This is a genomic window from Ralstonia sp. SA306 (assembly GCF_054792405.1).
This window is the reverse complement of the sequence record NZ_CP096451.1, coordinates 2939715-2962487: the sequence shown is the minus strand read 5'-3', so window position 1 is coordinate 2962487 and position 22773 is coordinate 2939715. Positions and strand designations below refer to the sequence as shown.

15 protein-coding genes are annotated in these 22773 nt (G+C 61.7%); 12 read left to right on the top strand and 3 right to left on the bottom strand.

What is annotated here, in order from left to right:
• The first annotated feature begins 1948 nt into the window (after window positions 1-1948).
• The 5 genes from M1D44_RS14075 to M1D44_RS14055 all read left to right on the top strand — a co-directional run bounded on the left by M1D44_RS14075 (window position 1949) and on the right by M1D44_RS14055 (window position 14777).
• On the top strand, window positions 1949-10312 hold the full coding sequence (locus tag M1D44_RS14075) for a hemagglutinin repeat-containing protein (protein WP_439004581.1): 8364 nt from the start codon (window positions 1949-1951) through the stop codon (window positions 10310-10312).
• Window positions 10313-10901: 589 nt separating this feature from the next.
• The gene (locus M1D44_RS14070; RefSeq protein ID WP_439004580.1) at window positions 10902-11189 is read left to right on the top strand and encodes a hypothetical protein; all 288 of its coding nucleotides are present in this window, start codon (window positions 10902-10904) and stop codon (window positions 11187-11189) included.
• 158 nt (window positions 11190-11347) lie between these two features.
• Window positions 11348-11911, top strand: a complete 564-nt coding sequence (locus M1D44_RS14065) for a hypothetical protein (RefSeq protein WP_439004579.1) — start codon at window positions 11348-11350, stop codon at window positions 11909-11911.
• Between the two features lie 175 nt (window positions 11912-12086).
• Window positions 12087-12971 carry a hypothetical protein gene (locus M1D44_RS14060; protein ID WP_439004578.1) on the top strand — a complete coding sequence of 295 codons (885 nt, stop codon included), beginning with the start codon at window positions 12087-12089 and terminating at the stop codon, window positions 12969-12971.
• Between the two features lie 111 nt (window positions 12972-13082).
• Window positions 13083-14777 (top strand): ShlB/FhaC/HecB family hemolysin secretion/activation protein, encoded by a 1695-nt coding sequence (locus M1D44_RS14055; protein ID WP_439004577.1) that lies wholly within the window; start codon window positions 13083-13085, stop codon window positions 14775-14777.
• A 100-nt stretch (window positions 14778-14877) separates the two neighbouring features.
• Here the strand turns inward: M1D44_RS14055 and M1D44_RS14050 are convergent, their stop codons facing one another.
• On the bottom strand, window positions 14878-15177 hold the full coding sequence (locus M1D44_RS14050) for a hypothetical protein (RefSeq protein WP_439004576.1): 300 nt from the start codon (window positions 15175-15177) through the stop codon (window positions 14878-14880).
• 321 nt (window positions 15178-15498) lie between these two features.
• Between M1D44_RS14050 and M1D44_RS14045 the strand changes: the two genes are divergently transcribed.
• The 7 genes from M1D44_RS14045 to M1D44_RS14015 all read left to right on the top strand — a co-directional run bounded on the left by M1D44_RS14045 (window position 15499) and on the right by M1D44_RS14015 (window position 21157).
• Window positions 15499-16263, top strand: coding sequence for a FadR/GntR family transcriptional regulator (locus tag M1D44_RS14045; RefSeq protein WP_024976980.1), 765 nt, complete (start codon window positions 15499-15501; stop codon window positions 16261-16263).
• 22 nt (window positions 16264-16285) lie between these two features.
• Window positions 16286-17113 carry a transporter substrate-binding domain-containing protein gene (locus tag M1D44_RS14040; protein WP_316852863.1) on the top strand — a complete coding sequence of 276 codons (828 nt, stop codon included), beginning with the start codon at window positions 16286-16288 and terminating at the stop codon, window positions 17111-17113.
• A 68-nt stretch (window positions 17114-17181) separates the two neighbouring features.
• Complete coding sequence (locus M1D44_RS14035) at window positions 17182-17913, top strand: amino acid ABC transporter permease (RefSeq protein WP_024976978.1); 732 nt, start codon at window positions 17182-17184, stop codon at window positions 17911-17913.
• Complete coding sequence (locus tag M1D44_RS14030; protein ID WP_037031833.1) at window positions 17910-18563, top strand: amino acid ABC transporter permease; 654 nt, start codon at window positions 17910-17912, stop codon at window positions 18561-18563. Before M1D44_RS14035 ends, M1D44_RS14030 begins: the two co-directional genes overlap by 4 nt.
• Window positions 18550-19287, top strand: a complete 738-nt coding sequence (locus M1D44_RS14025; RefSeq protein ID WP_112186259.1) for an amino acid ABC transporter ATP-binding protein — start codon at window positions 18550-18552, stop codon at window positions 19285-19287. Before M1D44_RS14030 ends, M1D44_RS14025 begins: the two co-directional genes overlap by 14 nt.
• Before the next feature lie 288 nt (window positions 19288-19575).
• The gene (locus M1D44_RS14020) at window positions 19576-19851 is read left to right on the top strand and encodes a fucose-binding lectin (RefSeq protein ID WP_024976975.1); all 276 of its coding nucleotides are present in this window, start codon (window positions 19576-19578) and stop codon (window positions 19849-19851) included.
• A gap of 358 nt (window positions 19852-20209) precedes the next feature.
• The gene (locus M1D44_RS14015; protein WP_024976974.1) at window positions 20210-21157 is read left to right on the top strand and encodes a bestrophin family protein; all 948 of its coding nucleotides are present in this window, start codon (window positions 20210-20212) and stop codon (window positions 21155-21157) included.
• 22 nt (window positions 21158-21179) lie between these two features.
• Here the strand turns inward: M1D44_RS14015 and M1D44_RS14010 are convergent, their stop codons facing one another.
• Together M1D44_RS14010 and M1D44_RS14005 are read right to left on the bottom strand one after the other, a co-directional pair.
• Complete coding sequence (locus M1D44_RS14010; RefSeq protein ID WP_316852862.1) at window positions 21180-21857, bottom strand: AraC family transcriptional regulator; 678 nt, start codon at window positions 21855-21857, stop codon at window positions 21180-21182.
• Window positions 21858-21957: 100 nt separating this feature from the next.
• A complete protein-coding gene (locus M1D44_RS14005) occupies window positions 21958-22656 on the bottom strand; it encodes a Crp/Fnr family transcriptional regulator (protein ID WP_024976972.1) in 699 nt (232 codons plus the stop codon).
• Between the last annotated feature and the right edge of the window lie 117 nt (window positions 22657-22773).

Genomic DNA, 22773 nt, shown 5'->3' with positions numbered 1-22773 from the left:
CCGAGCAGAATCGTTGCTTGGGCACTTGAGGGCGTGCAAGAAAGAGGTGGCCGCACGCAGCGCATAAACGGGCAGGTCTCATGACATCACTCCAGATGTCGGGTGAGTATGCCGCCGCAGGCGTCGGCGCTATTAAGCAGGCGTAGAAGACTCGCTGCCCATGCAAGCACGTGCAGGTTCACAAGGATCTGGCGATTTAAAAGCCGTCATGCTTTTCATTGTGGGGCGTGGATAAGAAATTTCCATCTTTTTGGAAATTTTCTGGAGCCCCTATCATGGGCAATTGCAAGGCGGGCGCTAAGAATTCGGAGCGCCCCACCCGCCAGATGACCCGCCGCAACAACTTTGGCGCTGCTGAAGGTGAGTCGCAGTAAGTCTGTCGCGATCGTGTCGACTTCTATGGCGCGAGACTCTGCAAGTCTTTGATTTTTATGGATTCGCAGATGCGCTTTTTGTGGCGGCCTACGGTAGATAGATGTAGGATCCCAAAATAGTTGAGGAAAGTCACAAATAAATGACTCGGCTACGTATCGCATCGGCGCAATCGTAGTCCGCGGCTTGGGCACCTGGGGCCCTGAATTGCTGTATTCCCGGTGCTCACTGCCGTGCTCCGCGAAACATGGGAAGCTCAGAAGAAGGTGTTGACGTCGTCCCGGAGAACCGAGTGGGCCATGCTGAGCAGCATGGCGTCGACGAAAGCACCAGAGCACTATCGCGGATCGCCATTCAATCCCAAGAACTGACCGATGCACTAAAGCGCTTCCCTTGAGGGTGCGGATTCGATGATTTGGTCGCGATGCCGATCAGTGAGGTGGATCAGTCTGGGCGATCTGGCTCCAGCCTCGATCGAACGTGAATGTCCGGGCCTGAGCAACGGGATCTTGAATCCTGAGCACCCGAGCCTTCATCGGGTTAGTCGCATGTTCAACAACGTACAACCAGTAGGCGGCACCGCGCTCGCGGGCCAACTCGAACTGGGTGCGCGATAGTCCCACCGGCCGGTCTTCTAGGCTAGTCGGATGCCGGGGCGAGCGAAGTCAAGGCGTGGCAACAGGTAGTAGACCGTGCCTCACATCATCTCTTTGCAATCAGCTCTCGATGGTGCGTGCGGTGGCGGCAGTACTACGATCTGGACCCGCCAGACGTCCATCTTTGCAATCCCGTCTTCGGACGCGCGCTGGAGCACATAAGTGCCTGAAGGCAGAAGCGTTTTCGGAGCTGACGCGTACATCTTTGCAATCGCTCGTCGTCGCTCGTTTCTTGTCCGCTGCAAGAGCCGATTGCCCTCGGCATAGGCAGGATGGGATTTGCGATAGCTGCGCCAGTAGCCCGGGTGACCTCGGGCCCACCTTGCTCGAGCGCGCGCCTGGTTGTCCCGATAATCGGTGTCTGCCCGGAGATGCTGCTTCTGCCATCGCCGCCGGCGCTCCCGCTGGCACGCGGTGGCCGAGCAGAAGCGTTGCTTCGGCACTTGGGGGCGTGCGAGGAATAGGCGGCCGCACGCGGCGCACAAACGGGCAGGTCTCATGACTCACTCCAGATTTCAGGGCGAGTATGCCGCTACCGGCTGGAGCGCTATTAAACGGGCGTAGAAGACTTGCTGCCCATGCAAACACCCGCATCCGGGAGTCAGTCGATGAAGACCTAAAGGACCTATCAAAGGCGCCATGTCATCTATTGTGTGACGCCGATAGGAAATTTCCATCTTTTCGGAAATTTCTTGAAATCTCAGTCGCAAAAAAATTGCGCAAGCCTTTGATTTGTATGGAGGGGCCAATCAGCTAATTTGTGGACCTACAATAGACGCGTAACCTGAGAAAAAAAGCCTCATAAGTTGAGAAACTTATGGGGTTTTTTTTATGGTAGTTCTGATTTATCGACGTGTGCCTGTGCTTATTGGATTCCGAAACCGCCTTCGTTGAAGGCTTCAGTTCAAAGTTAACAAAACGTGGAATCTGGCAAAGTCGGTGACGGTAGCCTCGTCAACCAGGGCGGCACGCTTGCCGCCGCGGGGAATGTCACTGCAAGCGTGGCCAGCCTGGACAACACCTCGGGCGTGCTCGGCTCTAGCAGCAGCACCTTGAACGTCAACAGCACTGGCGCCATCACGAACGCAGGCGGCAAGTTGGTCGCTGCGCAGGATGTGACGCTCGCGGGCGCGAGCCTTGGCAATCAGGCTGGCGCGGTTTCGGCGCGCAATCTGGCGGTCAACACGGGTGCGGGTGCTGTAGACAACACGGGCGGTTCGATGGCCGTCTCAGGCTCGGCCAACGTCCAGGCTGGCAACCTCGTCAACCGTGGCGGCACACTCGCCGCTACCGGCGATGTGACCACGACGGTCGCCAGCGTGGACAACACCGGCGGTGCGCTAGGCTCCAATACCGGCAACCTGACCGTCAACAGCGCAGGTTCAATTGCCAACGCGAACGGTGGCAAGCTCATCGCCGCGCAGGATGTCACGCTGAATGCAGCAGCGATTGGCAATCAGGCCGGCATCGTCTCTGGCCGCAATCTGTCGCTCAACGCCGGAACAGGGGCCATCGACAACACCAACGGCACGGTGTCGGCATCGGGCGTGGCGAACGTTCAAGCCGGCAGTCTGGTCAACCAGGGCGGCACACTTGCCGCCAATGGCAATGTGCACGCTACCGTAGCAAGCCTGGACAACACCTCGGGCGTGCTTGGCTCCAGCACAGGCAATCTGAAGGTCGACAGCAGCGGTGCCATCACGAGCACGAACGGCAAGCTGATTGCCGCACAGGACGCGACATTCAATGCCGCCAGCTTGAGTAACCAGGGTGGTGCCATCTCGGCGCGCAACCTGTTGGTGAACACAGGCGCCGGCATGGTCGACAACACCAATGGGCAAGTCTCCGCCTCCGGCACGGCAGACCTGACAGCAGGCAGCCTCGTCAACCGTGGCGGTACGCTCGCTTCCGCCGGGGACATGACGGCCACCGTGGCGAGTGTGGACAACACCGGCGGCGCACTCGGTTCCAGCAGCAACAACCTCGTCATCAACAGCGCGGGCAACATCGCCAGCGCAAACGGCAAGATTATTGCCGGGCAGGATGCGACCCTCAACGGTGCAGCCGTGGGTAACCAAGGCGGCACCATCTCCGCACGCAATCTCACGGTCAACACCGGCACGGGAACGGTCGACAACACCAACGGTACGGTGTCCGCCTCCGGCGCGGCCAATGTGACGGCTGGCAGCTTGGTGAACCAACTGGGCACGCTGGCCGGTGCAGGCAATGTCACTGCAAATGTGGCGAGCCTGGATAACGCCTCCGGCGTACTGGGTTCCAGCGCTGGCGCCCTGAACGTGACCAGCACGGGCAACATCGGCAACGCGGGCGGCAAGCTGCTCGCGGCCCAAGACGCTACGCTCGCTGCGGCCAGCATGGGCAACCAGGCTGGTACGGTCTCTGGTCAGAACGTCACCCTCAACACGGGCACGGGTGCACTCGACAACACATCAGGCAAAGTTTCCGCCGCGAACACGCTGCAATTGACTGCCGGCGCGGTAACCAACCAGGGCGGCACGCTGGCCGCGACTGGAGATGTGCGCGCCACGGTAGCGAGTCTGGGCAACACCGCCGGTGGCATTCTCGGCTCCGGCCAAGGCGGGCTGACGCTCACCAGCACAGGCAACGTCGCCAACGCTGGCGGCAAGCTTCTCGCTACGCAAGACATCCAGCTTCAGGCCGCGAGTTTGGGTAACCAAGCCGGCACGGTGTCGGGCCGCAACGTGACCGTCAACACCGGCACTGGGGCGCTGGACAACACCGGTGGTGCTATCGCCTCCACGGCGGCGCTCGATGCAACAGCGGGTGTCATCACCAACGCCAATGGCGGCGTGATGCAAGCCGGCACGACCCTGACGACCCACAGCCAATCGCTGGCCAATACCAAAGGCGCGGTGATTGGCAACGCGGTGTCGGTCAACGCCAATACGCTGACGAACCAGCAAGGCACGATTTCGTCGAACACGACGCTGGACGTGCAAAGCCAGACCTTGACCAACGACCAAGGCAAACTGGTTTCCAACGGTGTGCTGACGGTCAATACCGGCACGCTCACCAACGCCGGCGGCCAGGTCGCCTCCAACAGCGACGTGACGGTAAATGGCGCGACGGTCGACAACTCTGCCGGCCTGATGCACTCCGGTGGCACGCTCGCCGTGTCCGGTGCCAACCTGCTTAACAAGAACACCAACACGGCCACGACCGGCATGGAAGGCGCAAATGTAGCGCTCACCGCCACGACGTCGCTCGACAACACGGCCGGTGTCATTCGCTCGGATCTGAACACGCAGCTCACGGCGCCGTCCATCAACAACACGCAGGGCTCAATTCAGTCGGCTGGGACGGTTGGAGCCAAGGCGACCGCCGCGTTGACCAACACCCAGGGCAACCTGAACGGCACCAAGAGCGTGGGCGTGACGGCTGGCCAGATGAGCGGTGACGGTACCGTGCAGTCGCAAGGCAGTGTGTCTCTGAACCTGCAATCGGACTACAACAACAGCGGCACGCTGGCTGCTGGGCAAGACGTGTCCGTTACGACCACGGGCAACGTCACCAACTCGGGCACGATGTCCGCAGGCCGCAACCTGGCGGTGTCGGCCAACAACATCACCAACACGCAGAGTGGCCAGCTGATTGGCACCGTATCGAACACGCTGACTGCGCAGGGCACGCTGTCCAACGACGGTCTCATCGATGGTGGCGCGACCGTCGTGCGTGCGAACAACGTCGTCAACACGGGCCGCCTGTACGGGGATTCGGTTTCGATTTCTGCCAACACGCTGACGAACACCGTCAACGGCAGTGGCGTGGCGGGCGTCATCGCCAGCCGTGGCGACATGGACCTGGGTGTGCAGACGCTCAACAACCAGGAACATGCGCTGATCTATGCGATTGGCAACATGCGTGTTGGCGGGGCGCTCGACGCGAGCAACCACGCGACTGGTTCGGCTCAGAACGTGACCAATGGCTCGGCCACCATCAACGCCGATGGCAACCTGACCATTGCAGCCGCGCAAATCAACAACCAGAACAATCACTTTGCGACGACCGACCAGACGTCGCCGGGCACGCACGTCGTGTCGTATCGGCTGAATGGGTCGACGCAGGAAATCGACCCGTCGACCATCCGCCTGTTCCACCAGAACACGGGTGAAGCCCAGGCCGGCGCCAACTGGCAGTGGCTCGGAGACGACGACTACAAGGTGATGCTGCTGCCCTCTGCACAGTACCCCTTCGAGCGCTACGGCCCGCCGTTCGACTACAGCTACTACGCCGGCGGCGCGGTTGGCATCGCTTACAAGCCGGAGCAGCCCTGCTGGCAGGACTCTTGTACGGTGTCCAGCTATCCGGAAGAGTTCCTATACAAGACCACGGACCGCATCTGGAGCGTGTTCGGTGTCACGCCGCCGCAAGAGATTGGCACGCAGCCCGACCCGACCACGTACCAGCCCAGCCAGTACCCGCAGTATCAGGCGGATTTGGCTGCGTGGCAGCAACGGCACGATGCCGCCGTGGCGCAATACGGGGTGTTGAACAACGCGATTACCGCGTTCAACGCGAACATACGTAGTCGGCAGGTGGATGCTTTCACCATCTACGACGGCACGCAGCAGGTTACCCGCACCGTAGTCACGCAAAGCGACCCGGGCATGATTACGTCGGGCGGCAGCATGACGCTGAATGCCGGCGTGGTGAACAACGTGGCCAGCCAAATCGTGGCGGGCGGCGACCTGACAGGCAGCAACGTCATCGGTACCCGTCCGAACAACGTCGGCATGACGGGTACGCAGACCGTCACCACCACCGGCACGGCGATGTACACGTACGTCGACGGACGCGATCGCGCCTACAACACCAGCCCCTGGGCGGGGCAAACCATCCAGACCAACTACCAACTGGATGTGAGCCCCACCAACGGCACGGGCCCGAACAGCCAGCCCACGGTTCAGTCCGTTGCTGTGACGACCAAGGCCGGCCTGGGTAATGGCAGCGGCGCGGCCCTTGCTGACTACAAGGCCATTGGCGGCGACACGGTGCAGCCCGGCAGCGCGTCGGTGACGGTGCCGAACAGCGGCATCCTCCGTATCCAGACATCGTCGGTTGCCACACCCGCTGCCGGATCCATTAGTGCCGCGACGACGTCCGTGACGCTGCCCGGCAACGTTGTCATCCGCACCGTGGTGCCAAACCTGACGCTGCCGAACAATGCCCTCTACCGCATCATCAGCGACCCGGGCAGCAGCGTGCTGGTCGAAACCGACCCGCGCTTCACCAACTTGCGCCAGTGGACATCGAGCGACACGATGCTGTCGCAGTTCCGCAGTGACCCGGGTGCCACGCTCAAGCGCATTGGCGATGGCTTCTACGAGCAGCAACTCATTCAGCAGCAAATCATCCGCGCGACGGGGCAGCGCTTTATTGGCGACTACACCAGCAACGAAGATGAGTACAAGGCGCTGCTGGCCAACGGTGCCGCTGCAGGCAAGGCGTTTGGCTTGAACGTCGGCACGGCGTTGACAGAAGCCCAGATGGCGCAGCTCACCAGCGACATCGTCTGGATGGTCAAGCAGACCGTGACGCTTGCCGATGGAAGCAAGCAGGAGGTGCTGGTACCCCAGGTCTACCTGCGTGCCAAGGACACCGACATCACCGGTGGCGGTACGTTGATGGCGGGCAACAACGTGAGCTTCAACGCCAAGGGCGACGCAACGAACAGCGGCACCATCGCCAGCCGCAGCGTGACGGTGGTCACCGCAGACAACATCGTCAACACCGGCACGCTGGCGGGCAGCACGCTGCTGGCGCAGTCTACGCAAGACATCAACAACCTCGGTGGCCATATCCAGGGCGACCAGGTGCTGCTGTCTGCCGGCCGAGACGTGAACCTGACCAGCACGACGGTCCAAACGAAGAACATCACCACCACAGGTACGAACATCAACCAGGTGGCGAGCATCGATGCCGGTGCGCTGTCCATCCAGGCCGGGCGTGACGCAAACCTGGCGGCCGTTGCCGTCAACACGGCGGGCAACGCCACCATCACGGCCAACCGCGATGTCAACCTGACTGCGGTGCGCCAGTCGAATGAAGAGCACGTCGTCTGGGGTGACAAGAACCGCTCGGACCGCTCGTCGTATGCCGATGCGGGTACGCAAATCCAGACCGGTGGGAATCTCGCCATCGGTGCGGGCCAGGATGTGAACGCTACAGCGGCCTACGCGAACGCCACCGGTGGCATCCAGGTGGCAGCGGGCCGTGATGTGAACCTCAATGCCGGCCAGAGTCATCAGGATGTACGTGATGAGCACTACCAGGTGGAGAAGGGCTTCCTCTCCAGCAAGACCACGCACACCATCGACTCGGCTGGGCAGACGAACGCTGTCGGCACGACGCTGTCAGGCGATACGGTGACCGTGGCGGCAGGCCGCGACCTGACGGCCAAGGCAGCCACCATCGCCGGCACAGGTGATGTGAATCTGGCCGCCGGCAACAACCTGACCATCACGACGGCAGATACGGCCACCAGCGAATCCCACTTCAAGGACGTCAAGAAGAGCGGTCTGGGCAGTGCCGGTGCAGGCATCTCATATGGCACTAACCAGACGACCGACACGACCAACGATACGGTGCGCGGCTCGCAGGGCAGCCTGATTGGTAGCACGGACGGCAGCGTCCACATGCAAGCTGGCAAAGACTTGCATATCACGGGCTCCGATGTGGTGGCTGGCCAGAACGTGACCGGCATCGCGCAGAACGTGACCATCGATGCGGCGACCACGGACCGCCATCACGACGAGACCCACGAAACCAAGAGTTCAGGCTTTACGCTCGCGGTGAAGTCGCCGATTCTCGATGCCATCCAGAACGTTCAGCAGCAGGCGGAAGCGGCCGGCAACAGCCAGGACAAGCGTGCGGCGGCACTCCATGGGATTGCCGCTGCCAGCGCGGTTGCGGACCTCGGCGCGACGGCCGGCGCGATGGCAACCAACCCGGAAGCCAAGATTGAACTGAGCTGGGGCTCGCAGTCGAGCAAGACCACCCAGACCGAAGACAGCACCCAGCACAACGGCAGCAACATCAAGGCTGGCGGCACGGCGGCGTTCGTGGCGACCGGTGATGGCACGCCGGGCAGCGGCAATGTCAACATCGTCGGCTCCGACGTCAACGCCAAGAACGTGCTGTTGCAGGCCAACAATCAGGTCAACCTGCGGAACAGCACGGACACGGACAGCACGCGCAGCACCAACGAATCCAAGAGCGCGAGCTTTGGCGTTTCGTACGGTACGGGTGGCTTTGGTGTGTCGGCATCGATGTCGAAGGCGCACGGTGATGCGAACTCGGATGCCCAGACGCAGAACAACACCCACATCAACGCGAGCGACACCGTCACCATCGTCAGTGGCGGTGACACCAACATCGTGGGTGCCAACGTCAATGCCAACAAGGTGCTGGCCGACATTGGCGGCAACTTGAATGTCGCCAGCACACAGGACACCAGCCACAGCACCTCGCATCAGGAGAGCACAAGCGGTGGCTTTAGCGCGAGCATGGGCGGCGGCAGCGCAAGCTTTAGCCACAGCAGCGGCAATGCAAGTGGCAGCTACGCCGGCGTTAATGAGCAATCTGGTATCCAGGCGGGTGCAGGCGGGTTCGACATCAACGTCAAGGGCAATACGGACCTCAAGGGCGCAGTCATAGCCAGCACGGCAACGCCTGACAAGAACCAGTTGACCACGGGCACGCTAACCTTCTCGGACATCCAGAACCATTCTGACTACAACGCGAGCAGTAGCGGTTTCAGCCTGAGCGGCTCGCTTGGCAACGGTGGTGACAACTACAAGAAGCCCGGAGAGACGAAGAGCAGAAATGTCGGCGGGGGTGCGCCGATGCTCAGCCAGAACGACAGCGGCAGCGAGAGTGCCACGACGCGCAGCGCCATCTCGCAGGGCACCATCACCATTACCGATAAGGCAAACCAAAAGCAGGACGTGGCTGGCCTGAGCCGCGATACGACCAGTACGAATGGTACGGTCAGCAAGACGCCGGACCTGCAGAACTTGCTGAATAACCAAGCTGACATGATGTCGGCCGCACAGGCGGCGGGCCAGGCAGTGGCGCAGCGCATCGGGGACTACGCTGACGGCAAGAAGCGGGAGGCTGAAGGACGTCTGGACGCCGCCCAGAAGGCCTATCAACAAGACCCGTCTGATGCGAATCAGGCAGCAATCAACGCAGCACAGTCGGATATCAACAATTGGAAGGAAGGCGGCCTCGCTCGTGCCGGTATGCAGGCTGCAGGCGCTGCTGCGGTGGCGGGGTTGGGCGGAGGCAATGCACTCGCTGCTGGTGCAGGGGCTGGGCTGAGTTCACTCGCGGCGGGCAAGCTCAACGAGTTGTCGAGCGCAATTGCAGGCTCTAGCCCGACAGGCAACAAGAATGTGGACGAGGCGTTGGGCAACATTGTGTCCAACGCTTTGGCGACCACAATCGGCGGAGCGGTTGGCGGGAATGCTGGAGCGTTCTCGGGCTACAACGTGGATCGCTTCAACCGGCAGATTCACCAGAACGAGCAGACACTTGCCAAGAAGCTTGCCGATCAGAGCCACGGTCAATACACCGAATCGCAGGTCGCGGATGCGCTGCGTCTCGCGAACAACAAGGCGCTTGGCGAAAACGCTGGCTCGAATGTGAGCGTTGATATCAGCCAGAATCCGAATGGCTACTATGACGGTGCATACATGCACACGTCGGACGGCAAGACCTTTGTGCAGGATACCAATGCGATTGCCAAGCCCTCCACCGATTTGATGAACTACATTTCGTCGATGACCGGCGGGAACTACACGTGGGACACGATGCCAGCGACGGCTACGAAGCCACTGGGCAGTGGGCAAGTGTTCTCGACAAGTAATCCGTTGCCCGGTAGTGGATGTGCGACTGCGGAATGTCTGGCGGGCGTCGGACCGGCGAATGTCGTGACGACGGCTCCCACAAGAGCGCAACTGGCAGACGTGACGGATAAGGGAGGGACCGCATTGGCATTGGCATCACCTTGGTTGCCTCCTCCCTTCGACGTGGGTGCAGCTGCGATGGCGGGCGCATTCAAGGCAACGAACTATCTATTGAGCCCCCCAACCCTGGGGGCAGTCGCATATGACACAGCAACGATCGTTATAGGCGCGCGCTTGCCTGCAACGGCTGTACCGCAGACTATCTCTGGCATGTTCGGGGCATTGCTACAGCCGGTTGTTGTTCCAAAACTGGACGACTCCATAAAGAAATAATCACCATGTCTAATGAGTGTGTGCAATGTCAATTTTTTTAGATCAAAAACAGAAGCGGGACAATTTGACGAAATTTGAACTTAAGGCGTATGGAATTTTCAGCTACGGATCGGCATTTCTTGCTCTTTCGTGCTTGTACGTCTTCACCATAGTCCCTACTCATCAATTGCAAATATTTGTTGTACTCGTATCGTTTGTTTTGTCGACTGTCAGTGGGATTTTCGGATTTGCAATCAAGCACGACGTTCGCGTTCTTGATTTGAGGCGGTTTGGGAAGAAGTGAGCTGGTTCGATCGACAGCTCCATCCAGATGAACAGGGGTGGACTAAGGAAAATGCGAGGCGCTTTGCTCAGCGACAAGGTATTAGCCAGCAGGGTGCCGAGCAACGGCTGGCCCAGCAAGGCTTTAGGCGGGTAGCACGCCCCATCGTTTTCCCCAATCCTCTTCAGCCAAATGTACCAGCAGTGCTGCAAGGATTTAGCAACCCTATGCTTGGTCTGGCAGGTGCCACCGGCGGCTCGATAGTTCAAGGCACGACTTCCTTTGTGCCTAGCTACGAAAACAAATAGTCGAAAAAAGAAGAGCGTTATGAAGGCGAGAGAGAGCAAAATTGATGCGGCTATTCGAGTACCAGGGCTTCGCGGTGCCGTTGTCCGTATCGGTGGAGTATTGGTTATCTATCTTTTGGTTACCGTCCTCCCCCAGATTTTTTCCTATATGGCGACACACGCCAAATGGAATGCGCTTTCCGAGACGCAGCTTGCGCGGCATCACTCAATCGAAGTTATTTTCCGCGCAATTGTTTTTCTAACGATTGCAGTTGAGCTCGTCCGAGCGGTTCTCGGTTATCTACGACAACGCCGTCACGACGTTTGAGATTGGCTTCATGTGCAAGACATTTCTGGACTCCAACTCTTCTTGCACCTCAACGCAATAGTGTCACGATCGTAAACAGGAAGCCGGCAATTGAGGCGAGGTGTGCCTTGCGGATGAGTGCGACCCACAGCAGTTCGATTTTTTTCCTAGTCAAGTCAATGAACAAGAAGGACTCTCTGTACATCGCAGCGGCACTCCTCACCACCGCCTGCACCGTTCTCCCGCAGCCGACTCATGATGTCACTGTCGAGAACCCAACCTACGACCCAGCCGTCTCCGCCCGTGTCCGTTTTCTGTCGAGTAACGGAGGCGCCGGCGCATCGTTCCGTCCGGGCGAGGGCTGCTACAAAGAAGGCTACGTCGAGGACGACAAGCGTGTGAGCGTCATCGACGGTTTCTGGGCTGCCTGGAAATATTCCTCGCGCAGCGTGACGATCGGCATGCCCCAAAGCCCGCGCCCCGACATGCGCGTGGAAGGTTTGCAGTTTAAGGACTTCATCAAGGAATACGTCGTCCCTGCAGCGAAGCCAATCACCGTCACGATGTCGGTCTCCAACTGTACGCCGCCTGCGGTCACGTTCGTGCCTGAGCCTGGCAAGAACTACGACATCTTCATGCAATTCGGCAACAGGCAGTGCTGGGTTTCGGTAAAACGCATTGATGACAAGGGCACGGACGAGACCGTTCCACTGGCACGTGCGCCGAAATGTCCGGCGTCTTGAGGGCTTGTTGCCGGCCACACGACTGACGCAAGTCCTTCGTTGCCACTGGCCGCTTCGAACGAGAAGCCAACAGGCCGAAATCCCACCGACCCCGTATCCATTTACATCGGCATTCGCTCCCGGGAAGCGAGCGCGATGCTGTGCGAAGCATTTTTAGTAGAAGGAACTGAAGAAGATGCAAGAGAAATTCCGAACCTACCTGTTGGCAGCAGCAGCGGCGGCAATGACCGTCGCCTGCGGCGGCGGTGGAGACGACGGCAGCACCGGCAATAGCGCGACTTCGCAAGGATCTGCAACCACGTCCGATGCCTCCTGCTTCGTGCTCCCCGCTACCGGCAAGACCGCGACCGTGACAGCAACCTCGACAATCCCGGTCCAGGTTGAGATCGCCACGCTGACCGGGCTGGGTACGCAAACGTTCGAGGGCCAGTCTTACCCTGCGCTGGACGAGCGCAACCGCATCGATCAAGTGACCGGTAGCGACGAGCACCACACCCTTTACATGCTGCCCGGCGCCCCGTTCCTGCCGGCAGGGGCTGTAAGCTTTCTGTCCGCTGGCGATACTGACCCGTCGTATCGCTATGCCTACACCTATACGCGGATGACGCTGGAGCAGTTGCGCAACGCAGTGCTCGGCGGCAAGGCGACCTACAACTTCTCGCAGGGGCTGACCTATTCGGGCCTGACTTCGACAGTCCCAACGGTGTCGGACTTCCAGTTGAACACGCCCGTCACGCTGCTGATGCTCGAGCAACGCGCCGGTGGCACCGATCCGCTACCGTCATCCTTCTCGCCACGGTACATGAAGGAGTTGACCATCACTTACGCCGGCCGCGAGGACGTCACGGTAGGCAGCACGACGTATGCACAGGCATGCAAGCTCAATGTCACCGTGCGCCGGTCCAACTTCAGTACTGTTGGCCTGCCTTTCGACATTGACAACGTCGTAACGGGCTCGTCATGGTTCGCCCCAGGTGTTGGCTTGGTGAAGACATCCGTACCCGCGCCGATTCTGGGCAGCGCTGGTTCGCTTTCCGCGAACGTGGCGCCAGCACAGTAACGACCTCGCTAGACAGCTTCGTGCGGCGGCAACGGGCGGTATTGCTGCCATTCCTTGCCGCGCACGAAGCCGCACTCATTGAGGCATTTTCTCTCTCAACGCGTCCACATCATGCTGTCTGCTGTTTCCCGCGCTGCCGCTCTGTTCGTCGGCTCGCTGAGTTCGATTGCGCTTGCGCAGGTCGCAGCTCAGCCCCTTACCGGCCCTGGCCCGGAAGTCCAACGCCTGCAGGAGCAGCAGGCCGAGCAGGCGCGTGAGCGTGCCAACGCACGCCCAGACGTCTTCACGCCACCCGCGTCCGCCCAGGCTATTTCCCTGTCCGCGCTGCCGAAGGAAACGCCATGCTTCCAAATCCAGGGCATCACGCTGGAGGACAACGTCTTCTCGTGGTTGCCGGACCTGCTCAAGCCCGTCAATGGCCAGTGTGTTGGCAAGCAGGGACTGGAGGCTATCGAGCTGCAGGCAAACAACGCTCTGATTGAGAGGGGCTACGTCACCTCGCGGGTGCTTATCCCGAAGCAGAACTTGGCTAGCGGTACGTTGCAACTCAAAGTGTTGGCAGGGCGCATTGGTGCCATCCGCAATGCCTCTGACGACAACATCGGCTGGGCACGGATGGTGTTGCTCGCCGGCCCGGGAGACTTGCTGAACCAGCGCGACTTGGACCAGGCGCTGGAGAGCATTCGTCGCCTGCCAGGTCAGTCGCAGACGAGCTTTGACATCGTTCCCGGCGAACGCGTTGGGGAATCGGACATCGTGCTCAAGCCGGGTACGGACAAGCGCTGGCACGCGTCGCTGTCAGCGGACAACACGGGCCTGAAGTCAACCGGCAAGTACCAGATGAGCGGCTCGCTGGTCATCGACTCGCCGCTGCACCTCTACGACCAGCTGTCGATTTCCGCATCGTCTAATACGGACCGAGGCTCGACCGCCGCTGGCACGCGCTCCTACTCCATCAACTGGAGCGTGCCTGTGGGCTACGCCACGCTATTCGTCGGTGCCAATCGCTCGCGCTACAACCAAACGGTGGCAGGTTTTGAGGAGCCCATTGTCTACAGCGGCAATAGTTCCGAGGTGAATGCCGGTATCAGTGGCGTGCTGCATCGCGACGCGACATCGCGTACCGGCGCGCAGTTCAAGCTCTTCCGCAAAATCAACCGCAACTATCTGGAAGACACGGAGATTGCCGTCCAGCGTCGCGACGTTGTTGGCTATGAGGCCTCGATGTCGCACCGTCACTATCTTGGCCCGGTGGTGCTCGATGGCGGCGTTGCGTGGCGAGAAACATTGCCCGACCACTCCAACGTGCCGGGCGTAGTCGTTGGTGACCCTGGCTACGGTGGTCGCTCACAAGTTGAGACGGCCAACGCGAGCTTGTATTGGCCGTTCAAGCTGGCGAGCCAGGTGTTCGAGTACACCAGCAACTGGTCTATCCAGCACGCTCGCACGCGTGTGCTGCCCAGCGACTACTTCACCATCGGTAACCGCTACACCGTGCGCGGCCTCGACGGCCAACTAACGTTGGCGGCGGAGGATGGGTGGTTCTGGCGCAACGAGCTGGCGTGGCGCGTGGCCGGCCAAGCCGTCTATGCCGGCGTCGACATGGGTAAAGTGCACGGCCCTAGCGCGGAATTCCTGCTGGGCGACAAGTTGGTGGGTGCCGTTGTTGGTGTGCGCGGACGCGTGCCGTCCGGGCCCTACATGGCCTTCAACTACGACGTGTCGTTTGGTTGGCCGCTGTACAAACCGGCGGGCTTCCGCAGTCAACAGCCAGCAGTAATGGCGCAGGTCGGCGTGGAGTTTTAGGAGCCGGCGTCATCAATGAGTTGCGCTTGCCCACTGCACGAGAGCCATAGCCGCAACGAATCGGGCGGGCGCCCGGCATCCTCCGTCGCGTGGGAATCAGCTAACGGCCATGACGCCCATCTATCCGGTACCCGGGCACCCAAGTTACCGTTGCCGGTGCCAGCTCCTGCTCGATCGACGCTTTGTGCTTCTGGCCCAGGTAGTCGTCTTCAATCAAAAACGCGATGGCAGCCGGAAACAACTCCCGCAGCCGTTTGCATGCGTGCGTTTCAGAGAACCACGCTTGCGCTTCTTCTGCGTCGATTACCAGTTTGATGACATCCAGCGCGACGGGCGCTGACTGCGCGATGCCCCGATGCGGTTGCGGGCTATAGGGATAGAAGGTCGGAGTCGTCGCCATGCGCCTAAGTTGTCTATCTCGCCTATCGCGGTCACGTTTCTGGTGAAGCAATATAGCACCGCTGCGCTACCGCTGGTGCATGGCAAGCAGGGGCACGTTCCGCCAAGCAACTGCATGTCCTAAATCGGTGCGACCACGCACCAAGTCCAAGCGCCGCTGCCCTTCCATCCAGCAGCGCACGCCTCGCCCAAGCGCACAGCCCAGGCAACCAACCACCCGCAGCACAGCCAAGAATGCCGCTGGATGCTGCATGGCACAAAACTCGCATAAGCCGTGGGCGACCGGTCAGACCACGACCGTGTCTTTCTCCAATTTCGGCCCATGCACAGCATTCCTTCCTCCGTCGCGCAAGCACTCCAGCAACGCATCCTGAGCGGCGATTACCCCAGTGGCAGCCGCCTGCCGCCGCAGCGTGAGCTGGCGGAAACGCTGGGCGTGAGCCGCGCGTCGTTGCGCGAGGCGCTGACGGTGCTTGAGACGCTGGGCCTGGTCGACATCCTCCCCAGCCGTGGCGTGGTGGTGCGCGGCCAGAAGTTTGGCGCAGAGCGGGCCAGTGCCGAGCGCATGCATCGGCCGTTTGCCACGCCGGCGCTGGGCACGTTGTCGCCGCGTCAGTTGATTGAGCTGCGTCTGGTGCTGGAGCCCGGCTGGACAGCGCTGGCCGCCGCGCGCATGCATGCCGCCGGTCTGCGCCACCTGCAATGGCTGCAGCAGCAGTTGGCCCATGCGCTAGAGCGCAACGATTTGCTGAGCGCGGCAGAGGCGGACTTGCACTTCCACGTGCTGCTCGCGCAGTTGTCCGGCAACCCAGGCTTGATGGCGATGGCGGGGCAGTTGGAGCACGCCATTGGCCACAGCCTGCGCCTGCCCTTTGCCCGCAACGGCGCAGACGACCACCCCGCGCACGAGCACGACGCCATCGTGCAGGCCGTTGCCGCGGGTGATGCCGTCGCCAGCGCAGAGGCCATGCGCGCGCATTTGTTGTCGGCCGCGCGCCGCAGCGGCATTGATTTGAGCGCGCCGCCTGCCACGCCCGAACCTATGCAGCACGAACCGGTTTCCTTTCGCCTCGCCTCGATTTCCTGAATTTCCTGAAGGAGTTTTTTGAATGATCCGCACCCTTGCTCTGCACCTGTCGCGTCACACCTCGCGACGCACCTTCTTCCACGCCGTCATGGCGGCCAGCGCGCTTGTCGCGTTGTTGCCGGGCCGCCCGGCCCATGCCGATACGCTGGCCAACATCCAGAAAGCCGGCGTGATCCGCGTGGCGATTCCGAATGACTTCCCGCCGTTCGGCTCGCTCGGTCCGGACTTGAAGCTGCAGGGCTATGACATCGACATGGCCGGCCTCATCGCCAAGGAACTCGGCGTCAAGGCAGAGCTGGTACCCGTCACCAGCACCAACCGCATTCCGTTCCTGACCACGGGCAAGGTGGATGTCGTCATCTCCAGCCTGGGTAAGAACGCCGAGCGCGCCAAGGTGATCGACTTCTCGCAGGCGTATGCACCGTTCCCCAAGAGCGTGTACGGCCCGAAGGAGGCGTCGATCAAGGCGCCCGCTGACTTGGCTGGCAAGACGATTGGCGTCACGCGCGGCTCGACGGAAGACCTGGCCCTCTCGGCCCTGGCTCCGGCCTCGGCCACCATCAAGCGCTATGAAGACAACAACGCCACCGCGCAGAGCTACCTGATCGGTCAGGTGCAGTTGGTCACGCTCGGCAACATCGTTGCCAACGCGGTGAACGAGCGCACGAAGCTGCGCCAGCTCGATGTGAAGTTCCCCGTGGAAGACACGCCTTGCTACGTGGGTGTGGCCAAGGGCGAGCCCGCACTGCTGGACAAGGTGAACGCCATCATCACCAAGCTAAAAACGGACGGCCGCCTGAACGATCTGTCGCAGCGCTGGATCAAGATGCCGCTGCCGGCCAAGATGTAAGAACCGCGCACGCCTTCGCAACACAGGCCCGGCGCGCGCTTAGGTGTGCCGGGCCACGGATGACATCCATGGCTTATCAATTCGACTTTGGCGCTGTCTTCAGTTACAGCGGCCAACTCGCGCAGGGCGCGGCCTTTACGCTCGCGCTCACGGCGGCGGGCGCGGTGCTCGGTGGCGCCATCGGCATTGCCGGGGGTGTGTGCCGCGCCTGGCGCATCGCCCCGTTTAATGCGCTGTTCAAGGTGTATGTGGAGGGCATCCGCAACACGCCGTTCCTGGTGCAGTTGATGTTCGTGTTCTTCGGCTTGCCCTCGCTGGGTGTGCAGATCAACGAATGGCAGGCGGCGTTGCTCACGGCGGTGGTCAACCTGGGCGCGTACATCACAGAGATCGTGCGTGCCGGCATTCAAGAAACGCCGCGCGGCCAGTTGGAAGCGGCCAATGCGCTGGCAATGAGCCGCTGGGCCATCTTCCGGCATGTGGTGCTGCGCCCGGCGCTGCAGAAGGTGTGGCCGGCGCTGAGCAGCCAGATCGTGATCGTGATGCTGGGCACGTCGGTCGTCTCGCAGATTGCCGCACAGGATCTGACCTTTGCCGCCAACTTCATCCAGTCGCGCAACTTCCGCGCGTTTGAAACCTACCTGGTGGTGACGGCGCTGTACTTTGCGCTGGCGCTGTTGCTGCGTCAGTTGCTGGCCTGGATCGGGCAGCGCTTTGTCGTGGGGCGTCGCGCGCCTGCAGCATCGGCAGCACCGCTTGCCACCACCAACGCAGCGACCACCACCGGAAGTGCAGCATGATCTCCGACATCCCTCTGTTGCCCATTCTCCTCAAGCTGGGGGAAGGGCTGCTCGCTACGCTCATGCTGTCGCTCATGGCCTTTGCGCTGGGCGGCACGGCTGGCCTGGTGGTGCTGTTTGCCCGCGTGGGCCGCAACGCCACGCTGCGGCGCGTGAGCAAGGCTTACATCCAGCTCTTCCAGAACACGCCGCTGCTCATGCAGATGTTCATCGTGTTCTTTGGTGCGTCCATGGCGGGGTTCGACATGTCGCCCTGGACTGCCGCCGCCATCGGCCTGACGCTGTACACCAGTGCCTATCTGGCCGAGGTGTGGCGCGGCTGTGTGGAGGCCATCCCGCGCGGCCAATGGGAGGCGTCTTCCAGCCTGGCGATGGGCTACTTCCAGCAGATGCGTCACGTGGTGCTGCCGCAGGCGGTGCGCCTGTCGATTGCGCCCACCGTGGGGTTCTCCGTGCAGATCGTCAAGGGCACGGCGGTGGCCTCCATCATCGGGTTTGAAGACTTGTCCAAGCTGGGTTCGGTGCTGGCCAATGCCACCTTCCAGCCGTTCCTTATCTACGGGCTGGTGGCCGTTGCGTACTTCGCGCTGTGCTGGCCGCTGTCTCTCTGTGCCTCTCATCTGGAAAAGAAGCTCTATGCCGCTCGTTGATCTCTGCGCCGTACACAAGCATTACGGCAACAACCACGTTCTCAAGGGCGTCGACCTGCGCGTTGAAAGCGGCCAGGTGGTCGCCATCATCGGGCGCAGCGGCTCGGGCAAGAGCACGCTGCTGCGGTCCATCAACGGGCTGGAGGCCATCGACGACGGCCAGATCGTTGTCGACAACGCGGTGCTCAAGGGCTCGCAGGCCACGCCCGCGCAACTGCGCGCGCTGCGCCTGAACGTGGGCATGGTGTTTCAGCAGTTCAACCTGTTTCCGCACCTGACGGCGGGCGAAAACGTGGCGCTGTCGCCCGTGGTGGTCAAGGGCATGAAGAAAGCCGATGCCAACGACCTCGCCCGGCAGATGCTGGTCAAGGTGGGGCTGGCCGATAAGTTCGATGCGTACCCAGACCAGCTCAGCGGCGGCCAGCAGCAGCGCGTGGCCATTGCGCGGGCGCTGGCCATGCAGCCCAAGGTGCTGCTGTGCGACGAGATCACCTCCGCGCTGGACCCTGAACTGGTGAACGAGGTGCTGGCCGTGGTGAAGCAACTGGCGGCCGAAGGCATGACGCTCATCATGGTCACGCACGAGATGCGCTTTGCGCGTGACGTGGGCGATCAGCTCGTGTTCATGCATCAGGGACTGATCCATGAAAGCGGGCCGGCCAAGGAGGTGTTTGCCAACCCCAAGACGGCGGAGCTGGCAGCGTTCATTGGGGCGGTGCAGTAGGCGGCCCTATGCCATTTCTTGCAGCCATTTAGGATTAGGCAGTTTCTAATCACCCCGCCTGGTGCCTTCTGACTATTTTGTTGGTGCGCTCAACATAATGGTTAGGGGCGCCAAATCGGTAATCTGTTCAGTAAGTTTTCTCTCCATCTGTGCTTCATATATCTCAGCAGCGGCAGGAATTTTATTTGCTTATGCTACCGAAGCCCTGAATTTGGGCCGTAGTGAATGCCGTGAAAATCGCACCGCATTTGCTGCGTTGATATTGAAATCACATTCTGGAGATAAAACATGTCGAACGTTCAGACCGCTGCCACGTCGTGGGGGACAGTGCCGTCGATCCGTGTGTACACGGCCAATGGTGGCAAGATCACCGAGCGTTGCTATGACGGGAAGGGGTGGTACACGGGCGCTTTCAACGAGCCCGGCGATAACGTCTCCGTCACCAGCTGGCTGGTCGGCAGCGCTATCCATATCCGCGTGTATGCAACCAGCGGCAGCAATACCACCGAGTGGTGCTGGGACGGCAACAGCTGGACAAAGGGCGGCTACACCGCCACCAACTGATTTTCTGCAGGCTTGATCGTGCGGAATCCTGAAAAGGGGGTTCCGCATAGGTTGGCGTAAAACGAGAGCGTTCGTTTTGCGCCGATTTGCGTTTTGTATGTTCGATGCGCTGGGTTTTTAAAATCTTGGTTGATCGGTATTTGAAAATAATCGAACCATAAAATACTGCCTGCCGCCGCAGGGCATGTCCTGCGTGCAGGCAATGCATCCGCCGTGATGCTGGCGCGCGCCTCCCGGCATTGCGCCGCGCAACTCGGCGCCGAGCCGCACGTAGCGTAAATGCACCCCACACGGGTGTCAGACGCCCGGGGTGCTCTGCGATAATCGCAGCCACTCCAGCTCCCGCCTCACCCTCCCCATGGTTGTCCGCCCCCATCTGCACTGGTTCCGCATGCTTCTGGCATGGCGCGGTTCGGTGCTGCCGCAGCTTCTGCCGCGCCTGTTCCTGATCTTCTTCGTGTCCTTGGTGGCCATTGCGGTGCATGCGCACCTGCTGCCCATCTCGGTCAACCTGAGCACGACGCCGTTCTCGCTCGTCGGCATTGCGCTGGCGGTGTTCCTGGGCTTTCGCAACAACGCGAGCTACGACCGCTATTGGGAGGCGCGCAAGCTCTGGGGCCAGTTGCTCAACACGGCGCGCTCACTCACGCGTCAGGCACTGACGTTGCCGCGTGGCGACGGCCCGAATGGCATGAACGGTGCCGTGGCCGATGCCGACGTGCGCGAGTTCGCGCAGGTGCTGGGTGCGCTGCCGCACGCGCTGCGCCATCAGTTGCGCCACACCGATGCGCGCGAAGACCTCGCCGCGCGCCTGCCTGCGCCGTTGCTCGAACGCGTGATGGCCTCGCGCTACCGGCCCATCGTCATCGTGCAGTGGTTGAGTGAATGGGTGCAGCGTCGCGCGCAAGCCGGCGCACTCGATGGGTATGCCGCCCTGGCGTTCGATCGCAACCTGAACGAACTGTCCAACAGCATCGGCGGGTGCGAGCGCATTGCCGGCACGCCGCTGCCGTTTGCGTACTCCGTCATGATCCACCGCACGGTGTACTTCTTCTGCGCGGCACTGCCGTTCGGGCTGGTGGAAAGCATCGGCAGCTTCACGCCCGTGTTTGCAGTGTTCGTGGCGTACACCTTCATGGCGCACGAGGCCATTGCCTCGCAGCTCGAAGACCCGTTTGGCACGGAAGACAACGACCTCGCGCTCAATGCGCTCTCCAACACGATTGAAGACGCCGTGCGCGACATGCTTGGCGAGCCCAGCCTGCCGCCACGTGCGGGCGTGCGAAGCGGGGTGATCCTGGATTGATGCCGCGGTTGCGGCGCAGCGCTTAAACGGCCATCGCCAGCGGCTGCGCCCACCGCTCCAACGGGGCGGCACTACCGTGAACCGCACCGCAGGCCGAATCTGCGTTGCGCGCCAGCAGGGCGCCCAGCTCCACTCCGAACAGGCTTGCGCATGTTTCGTTCAAGGTGCGTACGTTGCGCAGGCCGGCCCGCCGGGCCACCGCATGCAGCGCTTCGGCTTCACCTTCGGGCTCGGCATTGCCGCACATCAGCGCCAGCTGGTACAGCGCCCACGCGGCGCGTTGCTCGCGCACCAGGGCATGCAGCGCTTCACCTTCAGCAAACAGACGCGCACGCACCTGACGCGGGCAGGCCTGCCAGCACTCGCTGAGCAAGTCCGCTTTCCATGCCTGCGCGGGGTGTTCGAACACCAGCGTGGCCAGTGCGCGTGCCCAGGGCTTGTCATGCTGGATGGCGGCCATGCGGGGGCAGCCTGCGTCGGGCACGGCCTTGAAGCTGATGGCGCATGGCTGCCACACAGTGCCCGGTATCTCGCAGCCGAAATGCGCGAAGGCAGGCACCACAAAGGGGTCACCCGGGCGCACTTCGCGCCGCCCATTGGCATCGCGCAGGCACGCGCTGCCCCGGTCGGCCTGCACGCGCACCGCAAACGGAAAGCGCAGGCGCGAGAGACGGACATGGGCACGGCTGATGAGTGGCATGGCTGACCGATAAGGCGGCGGGTGAAGCGCGACTGTCGCAGGATTCTAAGACTGCGCGCAACAGGGGCAATGTCGCCCGGGTGACAGAGTCCGGCGGCGCTTACAGCTCCGACAAGCCGAAGAGCCGCAGCCGCTCAAGGTCGGTCACGCGGATGGTCTGGTATGACAGCGCAATCATGCCGCCTTCGGCCAGACGCTGCAGCGCGCGGTTGACGCGCTGGCGCGACAGTCCCGTCAGCAGCCCGATCTCTTCCTGCGACAGTTCCAGCACGGTGCTCGTGCGCGGGTACAGCGCGGGGTGGAACAACTGCGCAATCGCTTGCGCCACGCGCGCATCGGCGCTCAGCAGCCGGTCGTTCTGCACGGTGGCAATGAACTGGCCCATACGCTCGTTGAGCTGGCGCACGACAAAGCTGGCAAAGGGCAGGCTCTGGGCGAGCAGCGTGTTGAACACGGGTTCCGGCACCAGCAGCACTTGCGAGGCGCGGATGGCGATCACGTCATAGCGGCGGTCTTCGCGCTTGATGACGCTGCCCTCGCCGCACCAGCCGCCCGCGGGCACGCCCGAGAACGTGCAGCCGCGCCCGTCGGAGGTGTACACCGCCAGCTTGATGAGGCCGGTGTCGACGCCGATCCAGTAGCGAGACGGCTCACCGCGCCGGGCAATGAAGGCGCCGGGCTCGAATGCCTGCAGCACGGTTTCTCGCGCGGCCAGGGCCTGGTGTTCAGGCGCCAGCGCGGTGAACCACGCATGGCCTTCCAGTTGTGTGGCGGGCGTGGGGGCGCGGGTTGCGTTCATGGCAGGCGTGGGCACTCGGTCAAAGGGTGGCGGGGGCGCGTGGGGCTCTGCCGTCGCTTTGTAAGAAACCCGTCAGCCTTGGTGTGGCGCGGGTTTCCGGGCGGTTTGTCATCCAAG